Source organism: Halalkalicoccus subterraneus (assembly GCF_003697815.1).
GTDB lineage: Archaea > Halobacteriota > Halobacteria > Halobacteriales > Halalkalicoccaceae > Halalkalicoccus > Halalkalicoccus subterraneus.
The window spans coordinates 1-22,751 of record NZ_RDQG01000056.1; the positions used below are offsets into that span (position 1 = coordinate 1).

At 55.7% G+C, this 22,751-nt stretch carries 23 protein-coding genes; 3 read left to right on the forward strand and 20 right to left on the reverse strand.

All coding sequences use genetic code 11. The features are described from left to right. Positions 1-425, forward strand: a 425-nt coding sequence (locus EAO80_RS13315) for a cytochrome P450 (protein ID WP_122090372.1), incomplete at its 5' end; no start/stop codon positions are given. Between the two features lie 721 nt (positions 426-1,146). On the opposite strand, the gene EAO80_RS19815 is transcribed toward EAO80_RS13315, so the two are convergent. From EAO80_RS19815 to EAO80_RS13345, 6 genes are all read right to left on the reverse strand, one after another. Continuing rightward, positions 1,147-1,305: a hypothetical protein gene (locus tag EAO80_RS19815; protein WP_162994006.1), complete on the reverse strand. Its 159-nt coding sequence runs from the start codon at positions 1,303-1,305 to the stop codon at positions 1,147-1,149. A 50-nt stretch (positions 1,306-1,355) separates the two neighbouring features. Next, positions 1,356-1,631: an ArsR/SmtB family transcription factor gene (locus EAO80_RS13325; RefSeq protein WP_394343435.1), complete on the reverse strand. Its 276-nt coding sequence runs from the start codon at positions 1,629-1,631 to the stop codon at positions 1,356-1,358. A 51-nt stretch (positions 1,632-1,682) separates the two neighbouring features. Continuing rightward, complete coding sequence (gene gvpJ, locus EAO80_RS13330; protein WP_122090374.1) at positions 1,683-1,976, reverse strand: gas vesicle protein GvpJ; 294 nt, start codon at positions 1,974-1,976, stop codon at positions 1,683-1,685. A gap of 2 nt (positions 1,977-1,978) precedes the next feature. After that, positions 1,979-2,752 carry a GvpL/GvpF family gas vesicle protein gene (locus EAO80_RS13335; RefSeq protein WP_122090375.1) on the reverse strand — a complete coding sequence of 258 codons (774 nt, stop codon included), beginning with the start codon at positions 2,750-2,752 and terminating at the stop codon, positions 1,979-1,981. Further along, positions 2,745-3,146, reverse strand: a complete 402-nt coding sequence (gene gvpK / locus EAO80_RS13340) for a gas vesicle protein GvpK (RefSeq protein WP_122090376.1) — start codon at positions 3,144-3,146, stop codon at positions 2,745-2,747. The genes EAO80_RS13335 and gvpK overlap by 8 nt, the downstream gene beginning before the upstream one ends. 99 nt (positions 3,147-3,245) lie before the next feature. Continuing rightward, positions 3,246-3,695: a gas vesicle protein gene (locus EAO80_RS13345; RefSeq protein WP_122090377.1), complete on the reverse strand. Its 450-nt coding sequence runs from the start codon at positions 3,693-3,695 to the stop codon at positions 3,246-3,248. A gap of 224 nt (positions 3,696-3,919) precedes the next feature. Here EAO80_RS13345 and EAO80_RS13350 point away from each other — a divergent pair, with 224 nt between their 5' ends. Then, a complete protein-coding gene (locus EAO80_RS13350) occupies positions 3,920-4,528 on the forward strand; it encodes a TetR/AcrR family transcriptional regulator (RefSeq protein WP_122090378.1) in 609 nt (202 codons plus the stop codon). A gap of 130 nt (positions 4,529-4,658) precedes the next feature. Here EAO80_RS13350 and EAO80_RS13355 read toward each other — a convergent pair whose 3' ends face one another. The 3 genes from EAO80_RS13355 to EAO80_RS13365 all read right to left on the reverse strand — a co-directional run bounded on the left by EAO80_RS13355 (position 4,659) and on the right by EAO80_RS13365 (position 8,880). After that, positions 4,659-5,540 carry a PhzF family phenazine biosynthesis protein gene (locus EAO80_RS13355; protein ID WP_122090379.1) on the reverse strand — a complete coding sequence of 294 codons (882 nt, stop codon included), beginning with the start codon at positions 5,538-5,540 and terminating at the stop codon, positions 4,659-4,661. A 263-nt stretch (positions 5,541-5,803) separates the two neighbouring features. After that, entirely contained in the window at positions 5,804-5,971 is a 168-nt protein-coding gene (locus EAO80_RS20405) for a hypothetical protein (RefSeq protein ID WP_245998621.1), read from the reverse strand. 317 nt (positions 5,972-6,288) lie between these two features. Continuing rightward, positions 6,289-8,880, reverse strand: a complete 2,592-nt coding sequence (locus EAO80_RS13365) for a penicillin acylase family protein (RefSeq protein WP_245998623.1) — start codon at positions 8,878-8,880, stop codon at positions 6,289-6,291. An 861-nt stretch (positions 8,881-9,741) separates the two neighbouring features. Between EAO80_RS13365 and EAO80_RS13375 the strand changes: the two genes are divergently transcribed. Next, positions 9,742-10,068 (forward strand): hypothetical protein, encoded by a 327-nt coding sequence (locus EAO80_RS13375; protein WP_122090381.1) that lies wholly within the window; start codon positions 9,742-9,744, stop codon positions 10,066-10,068. Between the two features lie 320 nt (positions 10,069-10,388). Here the strand turns inward: EAO80_RS13375 and EAO80_RS13380 are convergent, their stop codons facing one another. Genes EAO80_RS13380 through EAO80_RS13430 form a run of 11 tightly spaced genes read right to left on the reverse strand, consistent with a single transcriptional unit; the run spans position 10,389 to position 22,115 of the window. Continuing rightward, positions 10,389-11,690 (reverse strand): P-loop NTPase, encoded by a 1,302-nt coding sequence (locus EAO80_RS13380; protein ID WP_245998624.1) that lies wholly within the window; start codon positions 11,688-11,690, stop codon positions 10,389-10,391. Position 11,691: 1 nt separating this feature from the next. After that, positions 11,692-12,552, reverse strand: a complete 861-nt coding sequence (locus tag EAO80_RS13385) for a HEAT repeat domain-containing protein (RefSeq protein WP_122090382.1) — start codon at positions 12,550-12,552, stop codon at positions 11,692-11,694. Continuing rightward, the gene (locus EAO80_RS13390) at positions 12,549-13,511 is read right to left on the reverse strand and encodes a phosphate ABC transporter permease (protein ID WP_162994008.1); all 963 of its coding nucleotides are present in this window, start codon (positions 13,509-13,511) and stop codon (positions 12,549-12,551) included. Before EAO80_RS13390 ends, EAO80_RS13385 begins: the two co-directional genes overlap by 4 nt. Then, the gene (locus EAO80_RS13395) at positions 13,508-14,230 is read right to left on the reverse strand and encodes a molecular chaperone TorD family protein (protein WP_281273041.1); all 723 of its coding nucleotides are present in this window, start codon (positions 14,228-14,230) and stop codon (positions 13,508-13,510) included. The genes EAO80_RS13390 and EAO80_RS13395 overlap by 4 nt, the downstream gene beginning before the upstream one ends. Before the next feature lie 2 nt (positions 14,231-14,232). Next, positions 14,233-15,051 carry an ethylbenzene dehydrogenase-related protein gene (locus EAO80_RS13400; RefSeq protein WP_122090384.1) on the reverse strand — a complete coding sequence of 273 codons (819 nt, stop codon included), beginning with the start codon at positions 15,049-15,051 and terminating at the stop codon, positions 14,233-14,235. A gap of 60 nt (positions 15,052-15,111) precedes the next feature. Further along, positions 15,112-16,161 carry a nitrate reductase subunit beta gene (narH, locus tag EAO80_RS13405; RefSeq protein ID WP_122090385.1) on the reverse strand — a complete coding sequence of 350 codons (1,050 nt, stop codon included), beginning with the start codon at positions 16,159-16,161 and terminating at the stop codon, positions 15,112-15,114. Next, positions 16,158-19,184, reverse strand: a complete 3,027-nt coding sequence (locus EAO80_RS13410) for a nitrate reductase subunit alpha (RefSeq protein WP_122090386.1) — start codon at positions 19,182-19,184, stop codon at positions 16,158-16,160. The genes narH and EAO80_RS13410 overlap by 4 nt, the downstream gene beginning before the upstream one ends. After that, entirely contained in the window at positions 19,181-19,378 is a 198-nt protein-coding gene (locus EAO80_RS13415) for a hypothetical protein (RefSeq protein WP_122090387.1), read from the reverse strand. The genes EAO80_RS13410 and EAO80_RS13415 overlap by 4 nt, the downstream gene beginning before the upstream one ends. Next, positions 19,371-20,804, reverse strand: coding sequence for a cytochrome b (locus EAO80_RS13420; protein ID WP_211330712.1), 1,434 nt, complete (start codon positions 20,802-20,804; stop codon positions 19,371-19,373). Before EAO80_RS13420 ends, EAO80_RS13415 begins: the two co-directional genes overlap by 8 nt. Position 20,805: 1 nt before the next feature. Beyond that, positions 20,806-21,540 (reverse strand): QcrA and Rieske domain-containing protein, encoded by a 735-nt coding sequence (locus EAO80_RS13425; protein WP_122090388.1) that lies wholly within the window; start codon positions 21,538-21,540, stop codon positions 20,806-20,808. Further along, positions 21,540-22,115, reverse strand: a complete 576-nt coding sequence (locus EAO80_RS13430; protein ID WP_122090389.1) for a hypothetical protein — start codon at positions 22,113-22,115, stop codon at positions 21,540-21,542. Before EAO80_RS13430 ends, EAO80_RS13425 begins: the two co-directional genes overlap by 1 nt. Positions 22,116-22,751: the final 636 nt, after the last annotated feature.

The window sequence follows — 22,751 nt, forward strand, 5'->3', positions numbered from 1 at the left end:
GAGTTCCGAGAACTCGTCTTGATGTGTGCCGTCCACAACATCAGGCAGACCGTGAACCAGTGAAATCAAACTACGTCTGGCGATTCACCACGGCCGATATCCCCACAAATGCAACGGTAGTTCTTCCTGTATTTGCCGTACAACGCGATGAGCGGTGGTATACGGATCCGGATACATTTAATCCAGATCGATGGCGAGGGACGTCTGCTATCGAAGCGGAAAACCCGAACTTCGCATATTGTCCATTTGGTGGTGGACCAAATGTCTGTATTGGAGAAACGTTCGCAAAAGCTGAACTCAAAACAGCGCTTGCGATGATTCTTCGTGAGTGGGAATTTCGACCAGTAACAGAAGAGTTTGAACGGGCAATTGCGATTACTGCTCAACCTCGAAAAGAGCTGCTTGTCGAGGTTATTGAGCGGTAAACAGACAAAAGGTGCTATACAGTAATCTCTTCCTCTAAGACAGAACAGACGTTTTTCTCAGAGATCTAGAAGAACTATGTGGTCCATTGAGAGTGATGTAGAGGGAACCAAACGTCTCGATTAATCGGATGTCGATCTCGTCTTTGGACTCGAGCGCAATATGCCGCGCCCATGTGCGACCGATGCCGACTACTACGTCTTAACCGATAACGTGCTCTCGGAGTACATCTGCAAGGACGATCTTGAGGAAACTGTTGAGTGGGTACAGGCGTGAGTTCGTTTCCTACTAGTCGCAGAGGCCTCCTTGCATCTACCTCTCTCTAATCAGAGTGAGCATGAATGAGGTCCCGACCCTGAGGCCGTGGTCGGGACCGGGAGGGTTGCCCCTCCCATGAAACAATTGTATAGACTACTTATTAGTTACCAGTACGATAATATATTTATTTATGCACTACTATCCCACCACTTTAGTATAGAATTATAGAGTGTTAATACGTTCTTTCTATTATACAAATGGCTCTAAATACAATAGCATATATTCTCTCCGGCGCTAGTGGTAGCTGCTCAGGCGTGACTGACCGTTTAGTCTACAGGAGGGCATGCATGCCTGAGTGCTGTGAGGAGTGCTGGAGTCAACTATGGCCTCAGTCCTGCACTTCTCTTCAGATCAGGCACATACCCTGCAGTTAGATACGATACTACTCCGTATTAAATATAGTACTCACACGATTTTAGACTCGGTTTCGAGGACGCCGACCTCGTGGCCACGCGCAGCTATATCACGAGCACACTGCCCGCCAGCGAGGCCCGCGTCGGCGTTCACAATCATACCGGCCTTCTGCCGCCCCAGTTTTCTTTCAGACCTGTGGTTATCGACCATAATCGAACATTCAGTTGTTTGATTATAAGAATCCTCTTCGACACAGTAGATTACATGTGTTTCTCGTTATCTCGAGAGTTACCACTATCAACATCCGCTGTAATCCGTTCGAACGTTTCCTGATGACCGGCAAATTCATCAGTTGTAAAATATAGTTTACCATACTGATTATTAGTTGTTGTGACGAGCCCATGATCCGTCAGAAGTCCAAGATGGTGACGAACAGTCTTATAATTCAGATCTAATTCAGTAGCGAGTTGATTAGCATTTTTGGGTTGCTCACGAAGCGACCGAAGTATACTGATTCTATTCGCTCCTCCTTGCATCCCGGCAAGGAGATAGACTAAACTCTTCTCCACAATTATTATTCTCGCGAATCAGCCATTCTGGTGATTTCCTTCTTCAGAAGTGGTGCCATCGAGAGTCGGATCTCTCCCGTGCTGAGCAAGATACTCATCATCAATATGGCGCACTGCTGGATCCCAGTCGGTCATGATACCGTATTTGACCATGAGTTCCATATTAGCGATCGCTGCCTGGAGGCGCACAGCGACAAGTGGAATGTCATTCACCGTGATTAGGAGATCTGCATTGAGAATCGCGCCCTTGTTCAGGGCCCGGTTGAGGAGGCCAGCAACACCTTCTTCGACGGATTCGTCTTTTGGTTCCATTTCTACCTATCCTCGGTGCTGGCTACAGTATTTCCCAAGGCTCCGACAAACGAATATGGGAGCCAAGGACCAGTGAACACGACTTCAACGCCATCCTCATCGTTGATCTCATCTAATTCCTGCTTTAGTCCCTGTATCTCCTGATCGGAAACGAGACAGGACACCGTGAGGACATTGCGTCCTCGCTCTTTGTCGGGCTCTTCATCGAGATCTTCTTCAGTGGCCTCAATAACGGCTGAATCAATCCGCTGGAAGTACAACTGGAACCGGTCTTTGATGTTCGCAGCTATCTCCTGTTTGCGCTGTTTATCCCGTTTCATCTCTTCGAAAAACGCTGCGCCACCAGCGTCTTCGGTTTCGGTCGGCTGTGTAGCTTCGTCAATCAACAGCTCTTCTTCACAATAGATACGTACGCCGTATTCGTCCATTCCGGCCAGCATCTCTAATCTCTCAGAAATTTGCTCGATATGGGTCACAAGAAAACGGCGGATGGCATGTTCGCTTTCGAAGATCGTATCGAAAGTCATCGGAAGAGCCGGTCCAAGTTCGGCTGCTACACGTTCGATGGTCTCGTTGTGCTGTTTGATCCACCTCTCGGCCTGCTCTCTCTCGTCAGTATCGTATGCTTCATCTGGGCACTCATGGACGACTGCCCCCACTCCGTCTTCGATGAGTACTAAGACCGGTTCCTCATCGACTCCGCTTCCGAATGAGTGCCCGTCTTCGATCTCAGTATCGATATCAGCGAAACAATAGGCATACAGACTATCACTCATTCCGATCGGCCTCCGAGGTATCGAGAGTAGACCCAGATTGAGAGTCAGTGGAGTCGATCATCGGTCCTTGCGCTCGCTCTTGTTCTGCGATCTCCTCAACCCATGCGTTGGGATTGATTGCAGTATTGAGGACGTCATCGACAGTTCGGTCGAGCTGTTTTTTGGTTTCAGAAGCCGTCTCGTCGAGGTCATGTTCGTCTTCGATCTGCCGGATGGTTTCATCCAGATCCATCAGTGACTGCCCGAGCTGTTCGGCCGCTTCATCGTCGAGAACGCCTTTTTCGACCAAATTGAGCGCTTGTTCGTCGATGACCTCCTTGAGAATCTCGACAACGGCCATAATAAGCCCCAGCAACCCCTGTTCGAGTTCTTCCTCGTCGACCTCCACCGTCATCGGGCATCGGCCTCTTGTGGTGGGCTGTCTGATCTGTACCGTCGTTTCAATCCAGCGGCGTTAGTAAACACAGTTTTCCTCACTCTACTTGTTTGTAGACTAGTCGTGATCATTATCGACTTCCAGCTCGTCGGTAACGACCTCCATTGTGTGGTCAGGCGAGGACTCAAGAGAATTAGGTTCACTCGGGGAGTCTGCTTGGTCGTCTAAGCGCTGTGCTCGAGCACTTTGCCAACCACACCAGGGACACTCGTCGGTAAGAAGGACCTCTTTTTCGACGCGCTTTCCACACTGAAGGCATGCCTCATTGCGCGCTTTCGCTTCGGCGAATGCTCGTGTTTCTTCCGTGCCAGCGGGAAATTCAAGGCCATACTCAGCTGCTGTCTCGAACGAGGCTAATGCGGCACGAATCTTGATGCCGAGCAGTTCTGTCCCAGCGACATCAATAACAACGTCAGCATTAATGACTAACCCCTTATCGAGGATTCGATCGATAGCACCTGCAAGACCATCGTCTAACTGCTGATCTCTGGTCGGTTCGACGCTCATTACTGATCTCCCTGCCGCGTCGTTTGGTGGTCCGTCCCTTCGTGCACGACCTGGTTGCGGAGCCTCATATACCAAACGAACGTTCGGTAGACAATAAGTACTCTGCTTACCGAGTTCCCTTCAAGGGATGTCAGGTTATAGACTCCTAGGTGGGGGAGATAGGTGCAGCGAAGATGTACCTCCGAAGGGTAAAGTAGTAATTAGCGTATCACTGAACGTACTCTATGGCACAGTTCGTTCCCTTCGATGGGGATCCGGTAACGACACCAGATCAGATCCTCTGGGCGACGTATAAAGCTCTCTATCAGTATGGCTATGCCGGGCTCTCGATTCAGCGGATTGCCGACTTTACCGATATTAACAAATCCTCGATATACTATCACTATGAGAACAAAGACGAACTCCTGCTTGCGTTTCTTGAACGTGTACTGGAAGATATCCAAGAAGGATTCAAGGTAGAATCCAAGATGGATCCAGTTGCTGACCTTCGACTGTTTATCGATCAGATTTTTGCGTCAACGGATGCCGATCCTCAAGAGACGACTCTTCCATTAGGAGCCTACGTCGAGATACGAGCCCAAGCCGTCTCCAATGCAGCCTATCGAGAACGAATCGTCGATATCGATGCTGCACTGAAGGAGCAATTGCAATCAATTTTGCAAGCGGGAATTGATCAAGGTGTTATGCAGGATCTGGCTGTCGAGCAAGTTAGTGAATACATCTTGACGACGATTGCAGGAGCCATAGAGCGCTACGCAACAACTGACGCGATCGCTGTGGATGCTGTCCGAGCAGAACTTAATGAATATCTTGAGCAGCGTATTATCGTCTAGGAATAATGAGTATAATGCGTTAAAATGGGATCTATTATCAACTGAGTCTACTGGGGATGCTACTGTACGTTTCTGCTTGGTATAGCATGAAGAGGACGCACAGTAGAACCGTCTTAAGAAGCGTGTAGAGTTACTGGAGGTGCCCACTCAAAACCGGCAGTACGCGCCCACCGACTTCAATCTCGATATCGTCTGCTGATTGGGATGCTCGGAGCTGGAGGAGTGAGGGACGATTTATCTCGTATCCCTGTTCGACAGTCACCTCGATCCTATCAGCATCAAAATAATCGTACTGAACGAGGTAAGCGGCAAGACATCCATTCGAGGAACCAGTCGCAGGGTCTTCCGGGACGCCCCCACAATCGGCAAACACGCGGACGTTCAGGTCGTTATTGCCGTACGTCTCAGGAGCGAACACGAGGAGGTTCACATTGCCGATCGGATCGATAAGATCACTGTAGTATCGGTCTAGTTGCGTCTCGGCTCGCTGAACGGCATCGAGAGAGGTCAACGGGACAATAACGGTTGGAAGGCCTGTCGAGACGAGTGTGATTGGATACTCGTCGATATCAGATTGATTGAGCCCAAGGATATCTGCGATTAGATTCGGTGCGAACTCTTCTTCAAAAGAGGGCTGGATCTGTTTCATCCAGTAGATCTCATCATCGCCGTCTGCTTCGACCCAAACAGGGATTTCGCCCACGCCAAGGTTGAGTGTGAGTTGATCTGGACGATCGTCTGTGAGATACTCACGAATTACGAACGCTGTACCCAGTGTTGGATGGCCAGCAAACGGGATTTCCTCGGCGGGGTCAAAGATTCGAACGTCATATTCACCGACGGTTGTGTCGGCTGATTCGATGAAAGTGGCTTCGGAGAAGTTCGTCTCGCGGGTGAACGCAAGCATCTCGTCGGTGGAAAGATTGGCAGCCTCACGAACGACTGCCAGTTGATTACCTGTGTATGTTCCCTGTGCGAATACATCGACGATATGGACCGGGTTAGTGGCCATCTCATTGATCTACGTCTTGCACGCGAATAAGGATACTATAGTGAGCAAGACAGTTATCCTCGCTTTCGTAAGGTGCTGTGTTCGAAACGCGTGAGTTCGAAGTTCCACGCCGAGGGGTGCGCGTTTCGAAGAGGAGAGACAGCGTCAGCTACACAGTACCAGAACGATAGGAAGTCCATCTCCGATTCCGAGAGATCATCAGGGAGAAATTACTCGGAGTTGTCACTAGGAGAGGAGGGCGTGCCTAGTGAGGGTAGCTCGGACTATGCCCCTGTTGGTAGGATATCACGTTCTCTGCGGGAGTGCTCGAGATCCCGATCACAACGATCGTGATAGCGGTCGGCTGCTTCCTCCTCGATAACGACGAGTTTCTTCCCACATTGTTTCGTCTGCTCGACATCGTCTTTCCCCAGCTTCTCGAGGAAATCCATGATACGGGCCACAGTCTGAGTGTGTAGCTTCGAGCCTTCAGCCGCGGTGAGAACCTTCGCGATCGTCTGGCTATCGAGTACGAGCCCAGCAGGTCCCGTCTCGGCGTAATCGTGAACATTACGTGCAACAGAAGCGAGCGCACTTCTGGTTGGCCGTGGGCTCACGATCAGTAACATGCTCTGAGAGTACACAGATGCAGGCCCTGACTGACATTCATCCGTGCGATTGTTACAGTATATTATATTGACAAAATCATTACGTCCACTTCAACTAGTTATTACTGAAAATCTATAACTCTCCTCTGCGCTATCCTAGCTCAATCATCCTCCGCTTGTGGAGCTAATTCGATTGTCTTCGTACAGGCGTCTTCAACGGCCTCACGGGTGTAGAGTAGTGGGAAGTACTCACCATTGACGAACATATCAAGTAGGTTGTCGTAGAACGGGCTTTCAGGATCACCGGACTGACCGGGCACACTCATCGCTAGTGAATTATCCCATCCGCCGACGTCGATAACCATCCGCCATGATGCACCGGAGGTCAACTGGAACTCATCGTTGTAGTTTGCGTTCCACACTGTGTACCCGCTTCCACCCATTGGCTCTGGTCCAACATTTAACGTTTCAGCAGCGTCTTCATCAACGCCGGACGACATCGCATGCTCAAAGAAGGCCTTCTTCAAATCGCCCCATGCCCACTTATCTCGATTCTCGCCAAGTAACTCCTCAACCTCATCAAGTGCGTCAGAGAGGGTTGAGAGTAACAACTCATCACGAGTAGCAACAGGATCACTGCCGAAGCGCTGCTCGGGCTCCTCAATTGCCTCAAGCAGTACGCGAATATCACCCGTTCCGATGTGGTCAAACGCCTCTTTCCCGATAAGTTCAATGGTAACTGCTTCTTGAAGGTGCTTCTCGAACCAGACTTCTGCCAAGGCTGCTTCGCCTGAATCAGCATCCAGAACAGCATCCCATGCTGTAAGCCAGTCGCGAGCTTCGACCAACCGATCCTCATTCGGGTCGGTTTCAGCAAGCGCTTCGGTAATGATCCGAATAGGAATTGAGAGAAAGTCCGTCTGCAGGTCAGTCGAATCCTGAAGCGAGTGTTTATTCTCCTCGTCAAATTCGCTAAGAACTTCTGCGATTCGCTGGTACCGATATGGTGCTACCCACTCAAAGCCAATTGGCGGATCGTCTACTGGGTAATCGTCAGGGAGATTGAAGTGGTTCGCTGTTGCGAGCCAGCCTCGGTCAGGATTGACCTCCCGCGGTAGATTGGATTGATGTTGATATCCATCCCACTCATAGCGGCCGTCCCCGGGGACTGGAAGCAACCCGTCCCAGTTAGGTCGAACGGGTGTTCTCCCACCTGGAAACCATCCGATGTTTCCGTCCGTGTCGGCAGCGACTTGGTTCTCCGGCGGCGCACCCCATCCCTGCATGCCCGCTGTGAGTTCGCCCTCCATCGCGTCTTGGAATTCGTCAATATTCTCAGCACGCATATATCCGATCCCGCCGAAGTAAGCCGTCGTTCCGGGATCTGTCCAGACAGTTCGGACCGCGAACGCGATGTTCTCGTCGTGATCCTCGTAGATCACCGGCCCATGTTGAGTGAATTTCAATTCGACTTCTTGATCATCGCCGTCTCTGATCTCGAAGGTTTCCGTTTCCACCTCCATGGACTCCCAATCATCCTCGTAGCGGTACTCGTTTGGATCATCCGGGTTCGTCTCATAGACATACAGATCTTGTTGGTCGATATAGAAGATCGTGAGTCCGAACGCTGTATTTCCATTGTGACCAATCGAAATCCCCGGAAGCCCCGGCTCGCCCGCTCCAATGACGTCGAACTCAGGGGAACTGATATGCGCGATATATCGTAGTGAGGGAACGTTATGGGCACGGTGCGGGTCGTTCGCGAGAATCGGTCGCCCTGTTTCGGTGAGTTCAGGCCCGACCACCCAGTTGTTACTTGCAGATGGTATCTCCTCTTTCTCGTCTGCCCAATCCGATTTGTCAGACGTTTCTTTGCCACTAGAACCGTCACCGTTCGTGAGGACCGAGAGATCATCGAGAACCTCAGGATTACGAATGTCGTCCTCGTCGAACGAAACACTCGTATGTGACATGGTTGCCGCCTCAAAGACATCAAGAACGTCTTCGGGGATCAGCTCAAGATCAAGTCCATCCGGGATTTCGATTTCCCAATCTTCGGGGTCAAGCCACTGGCGGACCCGTTCAACATCCTCGTCGAATTCTCGGAGCGTGATCGCTCGCTCAACTTCACTCGAAACGTTGAGCGTGATTGCATGGACGCGCATTCGAACGATGTCTTCTGGTTTCCAGCGCCGTGGTTCGTAATCGAGTGCTTGAAACTCGACCGGTAACAAATCAGGATCTTCTTTGGTTTGATCGATAAACGCGTTAACGCCGTTGGCAAACCCAGTAGCGATCGTTTCTGCATCGGGTCCATAGGCCTCCCACTCCTCATCGATATCGCCGCGATAACTGAAGAGGCGCGCACCACGATCGTGTTCGATCCATTCATCACCGAATACCTCCGATAGTTCGCCCGACGAACGCCGACGCCAAAGATCGATCTGCCAGAGGCGATCACGTGCAGCGTTGAACCCCTGTACAAACGCGATATCCTCTACATCCTCGGCATACATATGGGGAACACCCCACTGATCGACGAGGATCTCTGCGGATTCTTTTAATCCCGCGACTTCATACGAGGCTGATTCTCGTTGTTCTGGCGCTTTTTTGGTGGCAGCAGCGGCGAGCCCACTAAGTTGGATTGCGCCAAGAGCACCGGCGGTAAGTCCGCCGAATTCACGCCGTGAGAGTGGCCACGTGCCGAGTTGATCTGGTTCTTCTCCGCGATGGGATGAGTTATCATCTGCCATGTGTGGGAGAAACAACTTACGCTATCTACAAATAGATTCTTCGTATCATTTGTTCATTAAATGGTCACAATAATCATATCTATACTGTCGGAGTGTTGGAATTATTTAACAGGAAGATAACTCTTGGAGAGTCATTCTTTATTGAATCCGTCGGAGCCAAATCGCAAGCCGACTGCCGATAACTGCAAACCCTACGAGTATGAGAAACATCGTTGAGACCGGAGTATCAACGATTGTGATAGCAGTCGGCTGCCTCCTCATCAACGACAACGAGCTTCTTGCCACACCGTTTCGTGCGCTCGACGTTGTCTTCCCAACTTCTCAAGGAGATCCATGGCCCAGACCACCGCTTGCGTGTGAGACTTCGTTCCCTCTGGTGCTGTGATGGCCTTCGCGATTGTCTGACTATTACTGATGACGTCAGTATCCTCTCGGCGTCATTGAGCACGTCCCGTCAATGACGCTGACACAGTGCTAGTTAACTATGAGTGTCTGATTGTTAACGTGTTTCCGTATAAAAGACTGCGTGGGACGGCATCCCTATTGAATAGAGACGGAGATAACACTCCTCCTGTGTGTTATCGCGTACCACCCCTCGGCGATAGCACAACGAAGTGTCTAAAGGCCTCAGTCGTGGGTGAGTCCACCTGCTATCCATGGGCATTGTGGACTCACCCCTCCCATAGGAAACAAGAGCGACACTGGCCTACATGTGTCAGGGTATAAATCCGTAGTGATAATCAGATACTACTGGTGATAGCACGGTGTGGTAGTCCCTTGTGCAACAATAATCGTCCCTGAGAGGTGACCGTTGCACAAGGCGAGAGAGAACGAGTGCGATCCAGTGTTAGTTGATTCCAAATGGGCGAGGTGGGGGCCCAACTGCCCATTCATCACGATCTCATCAGGGAGTATCTGGTGGGGCAAGACATGGCGGACGGGCATGCCATCAATACCAGATTGCCGCCTCTAATGTACAATCCGGCAACTATTACCTCAACTGCATTCGCAAAAAATCCTTCGGCGCTATTTTTTGACCGTCTTCATCGAAGCATGTACCCAACGTTTGCCCTATCGGCAGATTACGGTTTCTTCGGGATCGAACGCCGGATCGAGGTGGATCTCGTCGAGAATATCCATGGCAACGAAAGTAAGAAGACACGCCGTTTAGAGAGACGTCTCGACTGAATCCTTGTCTGTCACCTCGAGTTATGCAGTTGGGTGGCGACAGTGTTGAGATAGATCCCTGCCTCGTTCGGAAAAGGACTAACTGATTCATTTCGATCTGCTGACTCAAGACTCGTTCAGCAGTCACAGTGTTGTGACGGGTGAACCAGCTGTTTTTGCTCCCTGGACTACTCCAGCTGAGAACCGGATTCCCATACTCGTAGAGAGAGAGAGAACGATAGGCAGACATCGTCATCGTCACGGCTATTGGAATCAGTATGGAATGTTCAAGCGGTACTTCGAGACGGGAAAGTACGGGAGATCTCATCATATCTTTCTCCCTAGGACCGCTGCGTCCGTGCCATCCAGGTTTCCGGGTTCTGCCTTTTCACTTGAAATGACTCCAGTCCGCCCTCCTTGTCGACTATCTCAAGTAGGTACTCTCGCACTGGTGTCGGGTCGCGGTCGCTGATAATGAAGAACCATTCACCGGACGCTACGTTCTCGAATCCTTTCTTCACGCGTTCGCGGCGCTCCTCTGGCGGTACATCACGTAGATCGATACCCCGCTCGGGCACGTCCACGTTCCAGATTTCTTTGATCCGGTTCTGCACAGCAATTCTGAGTTCCCGCGCATATTCGGTCACCCCTCCGTGTGTCGGCCGAGGTGTCTCCTGCATCTCGGACGTGAAGGGGATCTCCGCCAGCACGGGCACCTCTAGGGCCTCTATTAGATCCGAACCCTCAAATAACTCGTGAGGGTGACCACACCCCTCGCAGACGAACTCACCCATGTTCGCGACGACTCCGAGCACTGGGACGTCGTTCTCCTCGAACAACTGGAGGGAGCGGTGAGTATCGGATACTGCGGCGTGGAATGGGGTGGTGACGAAGACGACACCGTCGACGGGGACGTCCTGCAGTGTCGTCAATGCAACGTCACCGGTTCCCGGGGGCAGGTCCAGCACGACGGTGTCCGGATCCGACCAGGCAGTTTCCTCGAACAGTTCCGAGAGGGCATCATGGGCCATCGCTCCACGCCAGGCCAATGGTGCACTTGAGGACAGCAGCCCAACGCTCATCACCTCAAGGCCGTCGGCGTCGACCGGGATCGGATTGCCATCCTTGTCGGAATGGACCGGTCCGCTGATCGACAGCAGTTCTGGAACATTCGGGCCGTGAATGTCGGCGTCAAACAGACCGACATTCTGATCCTCCGTCGCGAACGCACAAGCCAGTGAGGTCGCGACAGTGGTCTTCCCGACACCACCCTTCGCGCTGGCGACGGCGATTACGCGATCCGCGGTACCGATGCCAACCGCCCGCCCCTCCATCTTCGGTCGCGGTTGGACGTGCTCGACATGGGCACGTTCAACGCTAGGCACCTCGGAGACCGCCTGCATCAACGTCATCGTTACCGACTGGGTCTCTTGAGGAGGGAAGTCACTTAGGTCGACATCGATAGTGAGGTGGCCGTCGTTCGCCCGGATGTCCTCGATCAGACCAGCCTCAAAGACAGTCATCTCAGCCTCTGGGTCACGGACCTTCCGCAACGCTGCCTCAACCTCGTCCATGTCGATCGCTGACGTATCTTCGCTCTCTTGTTCGTCTCTATCGTCGGCGTGTCGATCGTCCTGTACCATATTAGAGATCCGGTCGTCGATTAAGTCGGCTCTCGCCGGGCAGGTCCGCGCTGTCGTTCTCCAAGCCACCGGTGAACTGTCGCCGGAACTTGCCGGCGTCGATGTCCAGTGACCGCGCCGCAGTGCTCCGGACAACCTTCGGTTCGTCCTTGTTGGCGGCAATCTCCTCCAGTCGCTGTTCCGCACGCTCATCGTCGATCCCGGCCAGCAAGTGGGCGGCCCACTCTCGCATTCGCTCGCTGTCGTCGTATGAGAGGTCAAGCATCGTCTCTAGGGTGTCCTCACCACGAATCTTGAACAGGGAGATAGCTGCGTTCCGCCGGACAGCGTGGTGGTCGTCCTCGAGTAACGCTTCGAGGTATTCCTCGTATGCGGTCCGGTCGATACGATCCAGCGCCACGGTCGCCTCTGCACGGACCCAAGGGTCCTTGTCAGCGAGCATCTGTCGGGCGGCCTTACCGGCGTGTTCGCTTGTCTCTTCGCTCGCGCCGTCACCGGCAAGGTTGCCAAGCGACTCGACAGTGAATTGCCGGACGTCACTATCCTCATCCGCCAGCCCGATCTCAATAAGGGCGTCCAGAACGCCCTCTGCCGGTCGTTCCTCGCCCAGCGCAAGCGCTGCACGTCGACGTTCGACGACGTCGCTCGACGCCAGATCTTCGATCAGGTCCACCGCGGAGTGCTCGGCGACCGGCCCTAAGTCCGTCGCCTGAAGTTCCCGCGGCGTCGCCTCGCCTAATGTCACGTCCCGGCTCACCTCGATATCCTCTAACCCCTTAGGCTCCTCGCCGAATCCCGGGCTCTGTTCCGGATGGACGCGAGGGTCCGTCGGGCCGTCGGTCGCTTCCTCGGGATCTCTCACTTTAGGACCTCCTTGGTGTTCCGATCATGTGAATCCTTGCCGATGAGTCGTTCGGTCGAAACGAGTGCCAGCGTCGCACCCAGCAACACCGCCGTCGCTCGCGGCAGCGTCGCCGGGACGCCAACGAACAGTAGAAGACCGGCACCGATCGACAGACTGTGTTCACGGCGACGGAGACCGCTGACCGCTGTGGCCGTCCCGCCGCCGAGGGCGAGCGCGACCAGCAGATGAGGTACGTCGACGACGGCGAATCCTACCAACAGGCCGCTCCCGACGACGAACGGTCGTGTCACGCTCGCGTAGACGACGAAGGCAAACGCTAGGACGCCGGCGACAAGTGCGACCCAGTCGCCTTCCGCAAGGACTCCGAGAGCTGCAAGGCCCGCAAGCGCAAGGAGACCACCGAAACCACGGAAGCCAACTTCGATTAGTCCGACGTTGCTTGCGAGCGAGACGGCAACACCGGTGATTATGAGAGTTCCAACAGCAGCCCGACTCCCCTCGCGATAGGTCGCCGGTCGACCGAGGCCCCCAAACAATGCGAGGGTGCCGCCGCCGATGACGGCAGCGACTGCCGGCAGGGTCGCGCTCTCGCTGATCGTCGCCAACAGACCGAATACGCCAGCGAAGAGGAGCCCAACGCGAATATCGTCCTGTCGCGTCGCCAGTGCGATCACGACGAGTGTGACTGCGACGACAGCCGGCGTTCCATTGACCGTGAGCGAGCGAACGATCTCCGGGATGACGAGTGGTCGATAGGGTAGGTTCCGAACGACGTCGATCGTCGTCGTAGATGCAACCATCACGAGCGCGACGACACCGGCTGCAAAGACGATTTGGTCACGACTGACGGCAAGACGTGTCCAGTCCCAATCGAGGCGGGCCATCGGACGGGTATCCCCGCTCGGTCCTTCCCCCTCGCTTGCTGTCGGTCGCTCACTCGAGGATTCGTTGCTCACGTTCCTTCGACCTCCTCATTATCCTTACGGGCAGCCAGATCCTCTAGGTCGGCGCTCGTGAATCGATCCAAAAAGCCACCGAGCCGGCCATAAAGGCCGGTACCCGGTTCCGATCCAAGTGTCTCAACCAGTCCCTCAGCAAATACCCGGAGATGACGGTCGTGGAAGTCCAAACGTGCAGCCGCGACGTTGGGGTCGACGGCGGCCTCGCGACGACAGAGATATCCCATGAACTCCAGTTCGAGTCGTAGGTGGTCGTGGTTGCGACGCACCTCTTGGTCGACCTCACAGCCGAAGTACTCGTAGGCTCGCGCCAGATCGAGGTTGACGTCGTTCCAGGAGACGTTCGGCCGGTAATCGGTCTCGTATAGCGAGACTGGAGGACCTTCGTTGTGAACGGTCCCGTCTGTCTTATCGACGACCTCTGAGTAGCCGACGACGAACAGGTCATTGTACCGCGCCGAGAGATCCTCTCGATCTTCCTCAACGGTAAGGTCCGGTGGCTCGACGTCGAGGGTAGTCCGGTTGAGGAGTGCGTCGCACTCGGCAGTGATCTCGCCAGCGGACAGCACAGCGTACAGCTCCTCGTCGGCTTCGGTAAACAGCTGAGCCATCAGTGCGTAGATAGCACCGCGAGCGCCAGCATCCACATCGAGGTTCTTGACCAGATCGTTCGTCCTAGTCACGGATTCGATCCGTTCATCATCGTCGGTCGCCACGGTCACTCACCCCTCGTTCGGCGGACGCCCTCGATAGTCACCAGCGTCGTGAAAACGATCCCAAGGCCGGCAACGAGCCAGAGGATCATCTCGTAGGGCGGACCCTGCGGGCCCGGACCGAGCGCAAGGTAGTGCCATTCGCTGGTCGCTTTCGCACCAGAGCGCTCCATGTCCGATCCGTTCCAGACCGCGACGGCGGCGTCAACGTCTTGCTCCGCAGAGAAGGATGTCCGGTTATCGCCCGCTCCGTCCAGCGGTCGCGACAACACCACCTGCCAGCGACCGTCGCGGTACGTCGCATCGCTCTCTAAGTTGCGGTCATCAAGGGTTGTAGTCGTTCCTGGTCCCCCGGCCAGGAGTTCCTGACTGTCGTTCAGTCCGCTCCAGTACCAGACGTTAACCTGATTGTCAGTGCTACCCATGGCAATCGGTGGTCGCGCGCTCTCGTTGACGGGTACTTGGATTGCGACTGCATCGGCAAACTGGCGTACGTTGTCGGCGCTGGTATCTCTCGTCGGATCGTCCCAGGACAGACGAATGTACAGCCGCTCATCGGTCCGCGCGCTGGCGACGCGTACCTCGTCGATCGTACTGTTATCACCACCGGGGACAGCCGCACCGGAACTGCTGAGAGAGACGCCGGCGGACGGAGCTTGGTCCCACCTCTCGCCGTCGACCGCATCCAGCGTGGCACCGTTATCCACGTTTGTAACCGGGATTTCGTAGGCCGGCCGGGCCGACACCAGTGTTGGTACGGCAAGCGTCGTTACCACGATACTGACGGCAAGTAGTGCCGCCAGGAACATCGGTCTACGGTCCATCTGCCCTCCCCCAGCCTGGTATTGTCACCGTCGGGCACGTCGGCCGAGTACCGGATCCCATCAGTCGAACACCTCCAGACGGTACTGATCCGCAGTGTCGGTCGTCGTCAACATCTCCATGACCTCGCTTTCTTCACCGCGTTCGACTTTCGCTCGCTCTCGTTCGATCGTGTTCAGTGCCTCGTGGACGTCGGGACCGAACAGCTCTTCGAGGTAGCTCCGGGGGATACGTTCGGACTCAATTGACTCACCGCTCTCGGAGTGCTGTGGCGGTGCGAATGGCGGAATGTAATAGACGTTCGGTTCCGTGCGGTATTCGGGATGAAGGCGCACGGCGACCTCGTGCTCGTTAACGAGCTTGTGAATCGGACCCTCCTCGTCGTCAAGGTAGCCGACTAGGCGGAGTTGAGGTGGACAATCCTCCGCACAGGACGGTGGCATGACCTCACCCTCCGGCCCCTCGCCCTCGATACGCGGGTAGCAGAAGATACATTTCTCGGAGGTCTTCTTCATCGCATTGTAGTAGACTTTCCTGTAGGGACACCCCTCGACGCAGTAGCGATAACCACGGCAGCGGTCTTGGTCAACGAGGACAATGCCGTCCTCCTCTCGTTTGTACAGCGCTGAGCGCGGACAGGCCTCAACGCAGGAAGGGTGAGTGCAGTGATTGCAGATCCTGGGGAGATAGAAGTAATAGGAGTTGGGGTACTCGCCGGCACCCTCGTCCTCGTCGAAGTTCGGTCCCCAGTCGGGCTGTTCCATCGGCCGCAAGGGCTCGTCGCTGCCTTCGTACATCACCTGCTCGTGATTGAAATTCCAGGCGCGGCCGTACTCTTCTTTATTCTGTAACTCGCCGGGCGTGCGTTCCTCGCCCTCTTCGTCCCAGCCACCGCCCATCTCCTCCCAGTCCCGTGGGTAGCCCGAACCGGGCTTGGTCTCGACGTTGTTCCAGTACATGTACTCCCGGCCGCCGCCGTCGGTCCAATTGGTCTTGCAGGCGATGGTGCAAGTCTGACAGCCGATGCACTTGTTCAGATCCATCACCATCGCGACCTGGTGATCGATGCCATCGGCGAGACCGACTTCAGTGCCATTACCGGCCTGACTCATCGGCCGTCACCTCCCTTTAGGCCGCCGATTCCATCGATCAGATTGTTCGATCCATCGGTAGTCGCATTGTCGTCGCCGGTTTCGTTTTCGGTACCATCGTCTTCGCCGGTGACGGCCGGCCGTTCGGATTCCTCGTCGGCATCGGCGTCGGCGCTCTCCCCGACCCGTTCGACCTCGACGCGGACGTCACTATTGACGCCGGTCGGGCCCCAGTAGTTCGGACGGAAGGAGAGGTGTTCGCCGGTGTCTTCGGGGTACTGAACGAGCTGAGTAGGTTTCATGTACATGGACACGAGTGAGTTGAAGTTGTTGCGATCGGGGAACTGGAACCGCTCCCAAGCGAAGTACATCCGAGCCGTACCGGGTTCGCTACTGGGATAGCGCTTGGCCTGAATCTCCAGTTCGCCGACGTCGTTGTACAGTCGGACGGTGTCCCCGTCTTGGATGTCCCGTTCGTCCATGTCCTCGGGGTTGAGGTAAACGACGGGTTCGCCCCGCTGAAGCCGGAGCATTTTCGTCGAATCCCGCCAGGTCGAGTGGATTGACCACCGGCCATGAGGCGTGTTGTACCGCAGGGGGTACTCCTCGCGGTCCTGCAGCGTCGGCGACTCCTTGTGAGTCGGCAGCTGCTCGTTGAGGTCGAGAAACCAGTCGTGATCGACGTAGTACTGCTGGCGGCCGGTAAAGGTCGGCCAAGGCTGTTTATCCTGGACATACCGCTGCCAGGCGGTGAACGGTTCGCCCTCCTCTATGTCCGAGGTCCAGTGGTCACCGACCGCGAGGAAACGCTGGGGCTGCTCATCGATGTCTTCGAAGGTGATTTGCTCGTCAGAGTCCTCAGGGTTGGTCTCCTCGGAATGTTCGAGGATGAACTCACAGGCGGCGCGATCGTCGGCCAGCGCACCCTCCTCACCGGTTTCCCAGTCGCGAACGAAGTCATCGTGGACGCTCTGCAGGTCAATCTCGCGATCGTAATCGCGATCCGCTACTGGCTCGACTCCGCGATTCTGGGCGACTTCCTGTATCTTTGCGGCCAACTCACGGAAGATCTGCCAGTCGGTCTTCGATTCACCCAGCGGTTCGACTGCCGGCGTGAACGGATGGACGTAGCTGTGCATATCCGTCATCGAAAGGTCGTACTTTTCATAATGACTGGCCGTTGGCAGGACGATGTCGGAGTACAGCGCCGAGGAGTCCATCCGGAAATTGATGTCGACGATCAGATCGAGCTTCGGCCACAGCTGCTCCTCTATGGCGACGTTGCCCTTGGACTGGTTGAAGTAGTTCCCTCGCCACATAAACAGGACACTGGGATCGGGACGGGAGCCGCCCTCTCGTTCGGCGGGGTATACCGGCATCCAGCCACGGTCGATTGACTCCTGAATCAGCTCCGCCGTCCCCTCGTCGACGTTCTCGAGAATGTTACAGTGGAAGTACGTCCACAACGTCGTCGGAACGGCGCGGACGTTGCCGGTCGGATACGAGAGGTTCCGCCAGCCGTTATACGTCCAGATCTTCTCCTGCCCGACGTAGTGGTCGAAGCCGGTGCCCTGCCGGCCGAGATTACCCGTCAGCGTCACGAGTAACTGGATTGCACGGTTGCCCAGATCATTGTGGTACCAGTCGTTGACGCCCTTGCCGTGGATGATTTTCCCCCGTTCGACATTCGCGAACTCGCGAGCGACCTCCTGGTGGGTTTCGCGGCCGACGCCGGTGACCTCGTTGACGTACTCGGGCGTGTACTGGGCGAGTTCGTCCTGGAGGTTCTCCCAGACCGAACGGACCGACACTTGGCCGTCGGTCGTCGAGACCGACGTATCGACCGAGAGCTGCGGATCGAAGTTGAGTTCAATGGTCGCCGTGTCGTCGTGCTGGCCGTCCCGATCACCTAGAGATGCCGGCGCGGTCCGCAGACCACCGCCACCATCCTGCATCACAAAGACCTTCTCGGGGTCATCGACCCCTCCACCGAGACCGTCGACCTCGGCGGCCCGCAGGAACTTGCCGGTATCCTCTCGGACTAGCAACGGCATGTCGCTCTGTTCTTTCAGGTGGGCTTCGTCGTAGAGACCCTCCTCGACGATCGTCCGGGCCATGCCCAGCGCCAACGCGGGGTCGCTACCGGGTTCGGGGCTCAGCCAGTCGTCACAGTGGATCGCCGTCTGGGAGTAGTCCGTGAAGACGCCAACACGTTTCGTGTCGTTGTAGGCCGCCTCGAGGAAGTACTTCGCGTCGGGGATGCGCGTGACGTTGATGTTCGAACCCCAAGCGATGATGTAGTCAGCGTGATACCAGTCGGCACTCTCGGCGTTGTCCGTCTGGGTGCCCCATGTAATGGGCTCGCCCGGCGGCAGGTCGGAGTACCAGTCGTAAAAGGACAGCGTCACACCCCCCAGTAGGTCAAGCAGGCGGCTCCCAGAGGCAAATGAGACTGGGCTCATCGCGGGAATAGGAGTAAAGCCGTTGATACCGTCGTACTCCCCTGCCTGGACCGTGTTCACCACTTCCTCGGCAATTTCGGTCAGCGCCTCGTCCCAGGAGATCCGTTCCCACTTGCCTTCCCCGCGCTCGCCGGTGCGGCGCAAGGGGTGGAGTACGCGATGATCGGCGTTAACGTAGTCGGAGTAGCAGGCACCTTTCTGGCATCCACGTGGGTTGGGATCCGGTGCGCTCTCGTCGAACTGGGGGTAGTCGCCGGCCTGCGATTCACGCCAGACTTGGCCATTGCGAACGTAGACCTCCCACGAACAACTACCGGTGCAGTTGACGCTATGGGTCGAGCGGGCCGTCGAGTCCCAGTCCCACTGCTCACGGTAGAGGTCCTCCCAGTCGCGGTAGGGGTAGTCGCCGATCGGATCGTCAACGACCTGGAGTGTCTCCATCTCCCCTTGCTGGGCGAGACCGACGCCGGTAACCCCCAGCGCCGTACCAAGACCGATCCCTTTTAGGAAGTCTCGGCGTGTCGTGTCGGTACCACTGGTAGCCGATTCCGAGTTGTCATGGAAGTCGTTACTGTCACTCATTGTTGATCAATAAACACAGTTAGCAGTCCGGAGACGACCCCTAGCGCCGCGAAGGTGAGACCGATCGCGGTCGCGCCACCAACGTGAAGGCCGGCGCCGATCAGGACGACTCCGAGTAGTTTACTCGCTCGATCCACCCAGCGGTACCTGCGTTCGGACAGTGTTCGCTTCCGGTCCTCGTAGTGGTTACTCATGGGTGTCCTCCGATCGGTGGTCGTCCTCGTTGGTGGTCGGCTGTGTCTCGTTCGACGTGTCGACGCGACCCCGTTCACTGCCCCCATCACCAATGGCCAAACTGCCGGCCCATCCGCTATCGTCGAAGCCACCGAGGACGGCGTAGGTTGCGAGGCCGGCGAGGATGGGACCGATAATCAGCATCGCAGTCAGATACGGCCTGATTGCGGCCGTCGTCGACCCAACGAGATCGGCAACGATGACGTCCATGCCGGCAATCGAGGCCAGCATCACAAAGACGATCCCAGCGATGCCGACCGCAGTAGGGAAGGGCCGCTCTAGGGGGTTAGCTCCGAAGTGGGTCGGTTCCGACTCGTAGTCGATGAACGGCCAGACGGCGACGGCGACGAACACCAGTCCAGGCAACAGCAGCCCACCAATGAACTCGGAACTGATGTGGATCCCAAGCAGGTCAAAACTCATCCAGGACGGTGTCAGTTTCAGGAAGCCGTACCCCCACATCAGGAACCAGTCGGGCATGACCAGTGAGGGCGTACTCGCTGGGTCGTTCGGGCCGTACTCGGCGATGTTGTGGACGGGAAGGAACCCGGCCAGCAACGAGAGCACTGCCAGCGTCAGGAAGAAGACGACGGCACTGATCGCGGCCTGATTGGGTACCATCGGCAGGCCAACCACGACGCTATCGTCGTCCCGGTCGACGTGCTCGCGTCCACGCACATCTTCGTCACGTGGGGCCTCCGTATGCTTCTGGCGTATCAAAATGAAGAAATGTACGCCTAGTAAACCGGCGATTGCCAGAGGTATCACGAGGACGTGGAGGAAGAAAAGTCTGGGCACGGTTGCAGTTGAGGGGAAATCACCTCCGAAGACGATCTGACCGATAGCGTCGCCAATCAACGGTATCGACGTGGCGATGTTGTAACCGATGCCTGCGGCAGTGGTGGCGAACTCGTCGAAGGGCAACACGTAGCCAGTGTAGGCCGCTCCCATTGCAAGACCGGCGAGAGCAGTCCCAACGAGCCAATTGATCTCGCGGGGATTGCGATACGCACCCGTGAAGAACACTCGTAACATGTGCAATCCGATTGAGGCAACGAATAAGTGAGCCGCCCAGTGGTGCATTCGCCGAATAAACATGCCGAAGGGCACGTCATAGGTGATGTTGAGGACACTGACGAACGCCTCAGGAATCTCCTCGCCTTGGTACTCGGCGATGCTACCCTCGTATACGACGTCCGAGGTACTCGGCTCGAAGAAGAAGCCAAGGAAGATGCCCGTCAGTACCAGCAACGAGAAACAAAAGGCAGCAATTTCCCCGAGCAGGTACGAATCCTCTGCGGGGAAGGCCTTTCCAAGGAACGCCTGGTCCTTGCTGAGATTGAGTCGATTATCGAACCAACCATAGAGACGGTTGAGTCGTCCCATCTTACTCATCCCCTCCTGCCCCGACAGAGCCATCAAAATCCCCGACGGCGATTAGTTCCCCGCCGCCTGAAACGGTGATCGGGAGCTGTGGGAGCGGGCGTGGCGGCGGGCCACCGGTCACGCTGGCGCCTGAAAGTGGATCGAAGCGACCCGAGTGACAGGGACAGACCAGCGTATCACCATCACGGTCAGCAACCATACAGCCTGCATGCGTACAGACCTTTGAGTAGGCAGCGTAGCCGGCGGTGGTATACGCGAGTTTGGTCGCGCCACCATAGGCCTCCGTCGGGAAACGTACGAGCAGCGTCGGTGCCTGATCAATACCCGGTCGTGGCTCCGGAAAGACGGTCAGTTGTTCGCCCTCGGCCAAGCGGCCTTCCTCGATCCGTTCGCCCTCGCTATCGACGAGGGCGACACCATCGGAGAAGACGGGCCCGGTATAGGAACGCTCAAAGACCCGGGTCAGACCCGCGAGTGGTACAGCGAGGGTGCCGACGGCGGTCAGACCGCTGATGGTCGCCAGCACTTTCGCATAATCCCGTCGTTCCATCATCGCCCGGTTGTCACGCCAGAACTCCTTGTAGATGCTCGGCGCTTCAGCTGTCTCTGTCCTAGAACATGGACAGTCGTCGACAGGGGCTTCGCTGCTATCACCCGTGTTGGCCTCCGAATGCTCCCCGGAGTCTACTGTCGGATACGACCGCGAGAGGATCTTGCGTTGTGTGTGTTCCTCCATCAGTGATCCCTCCGTTCGGCCACCTCAACGTGTGGCATGAACCAAGCGTAGTAGGAAACAGTCAATCCGGTGAGTGACATGAACATGCCAAACGCATAAAGGCCAAAATACTGGGTCCGTGCCAGCGTAAGATATTCACCCATGAAAAGCGCAGCAAAGATGATCGTTAGGACGGTTAATCCGCCCATCGCGATCAGCCCCTCGATAGCGTCACTCGAAGGGTGATACGCAGTGATCCAGCGGTCCTCGGTCTCAATCCAAGGAGCCATGAAACCGCTACCGTCAGTGATAATCGTATCGGTCTCGGCGGTAGGTCTGGCGGCTTGGTCCATAAAACGGTGGAAGAACGCCGTCACTCCGACGAGACCAAAGAGTGCGACCCACACGATCACGCCCACCTGACTCGGAGAGAGCTTATTGGGTGTATCGACGATCCCATCCAGCGGTCGAAGCTCACTGACGCTGTGATCGATTTCGATCTCCTCGGACGGCGGCTCGCCCTGTAACCCAATGAACCACATTGGGATCAGGACTGCAAGGAGGATACCGACTATGACAATCGTGCGACGGTCCATGGCTTATTAGGGATCATTACCGAGCCTCGCTTCGATCACTGCTTTTGCATATCTTCAAAGGAAAGTTCAATCAGTTAAGCTTTTCCCCGAACATATTTGGTCCTTTAAGTCGAGAAAAATAAGGATGAGAGAATTGTATTCCAAATTCTTCATAACCGAAACCGACCGCCGTAGTTGTACTAGTGAATGGCTCGATTCGGAATGTTGTAAGATATATTCGTGCTTCTGACGCCCGGTACGTACCGGCGGAATAGTATGAACGCAACTATGTTAGGAGTGTTTCAGAAACTGGGGCCTTGTGCAACATAACTCGTCGAGAAGGTCTCGACGTTGCACAAGGCATTGTCTGACTGATCACACCGTGGTGTGATATGGTTCCGAAGGTAGAACCAGAGAAATCGTTTCTACTCCCTCCACTACTACTACACCAAGGGAAGGCTGCTCGGAATTGTGACTAGGAGCGGGGGGCGTGCGTGGGGTGGTTGGTTCGAACTCTGCTCCTTGTTGTTATCCCGTTGGTAGGACATCCTGCTCTCTTCGGGGGCGTGCTCAGTATCCCGGTCACAACGATCGTGATATCGGTCAGCTGCTTCCTTCTCGATAACGACGAGCTTCTTGCCACGTCATTTCGTCTGT

Coding starts and splice junctions, on each gene's coding strand:
- EAO80_RS19815 (WP_162994006.1), bottom strand. CDS start 1,305: ATGGTCGATAACCACAGGTCTGAAAGAAAACTGGGGCGGCAGAAGGCC.
- EAO80_RS13325 (WP_394343435.1), bottom strand. CDS start 1,631: ATGCAAGGAGGAGCGAATAGAATCAGTATACTTCGGTCGCTTCGTGAG.
- gvpJ (WP_122090374.1), bottom strand. CDS start 1,976: ATGGAACCAAAAGACGAATCCGTCGAAGAAGGTGTTGCTGGCCTCCTC.
- EAO80_RS13335 (WP_122090375.1), bottom strand. CDS start 2,752: ATGAGTGATAGTCTGTATGCCTATTGTTTCGCTGATATCGATACTGAG.
- gvpK (WP_122090376.1), bottom strand. CDS start 3,146: ATGACGGTGGAGGTCGACGAGGAAGAACTCGAACAGGGGTTGCTGGGG.
- EAO80_RS13345 (WP_122090377.1), bottom strand. CDS start 3,695: ATGAGCGTCGAACCGACCAGAGATCAGCAGTTAGACGATGGTCTTGCA.
- EAO80_RS13350 (WP_122090378.1), top strand. CDS start 3,920: ATGGCACAGTTCGTTCCCTTCGATGGGGATCCGGTAACGACACCAGAT.
- EAO80_RS13355 (WP_122090379.1), bottom strand. CDS start 5,540: ATGGCCACTAACCCGGTCCATATCGTCGATGTATTCGCACAGGGAACA.
- EAO80_RS20405 (WP_245998621.1), bottom strand. CDS start 5,971: ATGGATTTCCTCGAGAAGCTGGGGAAAGACGATGTCGAGCAGACGAAA.
- EAO80_RS13365 (WP_245998623.1), bottom strand. CDS start 8,880: ATGGCAGATGATAACTCATCCCATCGCGGAGAAGAACCAGATCAACTC.
- EAO80_RS13375 (WP_122090381.1), top strand. CDS start 9,742: ATGGGCGAGGTGGGGGCCCAACTGCCCATTCATCACGATCTCATCAGG.
- EAO80_RS13380 (WP_245998624.1), bottom strand. CDS start 11,690: ATGGTACAGGACGATCGACACGCCGACGATAGAGACGAACAAGAGAGC.
- EAO80_RS13400 (WP_122090384.1), bottom strand. CDS start 15,051: ATGGACCGTAGACCGATGTTCCTGGCGGCACTACTTGCCGTCAGTATC.
- narH (WP_122090385.1), bottom strand. CDS start 16,161: ATGAGTCAGGCCGGTAATGGCACTGAAGTCGGTCTCGCCGATGGCATC.
- EAO80_RS13410 (WP_122090386.1), bottom strand. CDS start 19,184: ATGAGTGACAGTAACGACTTCCATGACAACTCGGAATCGGCTACCAGT.
- EAO80_RS13415 (WP_122090387.1), bottom strand. CDS start 19,378: ATGAGTAACCACTACGAGGACCGGAAGCGAACACTGTCCGAACGCAGG.
- EAO80_RS13420 (WP_211330712.1), bottom strand. CDS start 20,804: ATGGGACGACTCAACCGTCTCTATGGTTGGTTCGATAATCGACTCAAT.
- EAO80_RS13425 (WP_122090388.1), bottom strand. CDS start 21,540: ATGGAGGAACACACACAACGCAAGATCCTCTCGCGGTCGTATCCGACA.
- EAO80_RS13430 (WP_122090389.1), bottom strand. CDS start 22,115: ATGGACCGTCGCACGATTGTCATAGTCGGTATCCTCCTTGCAGTCCTG.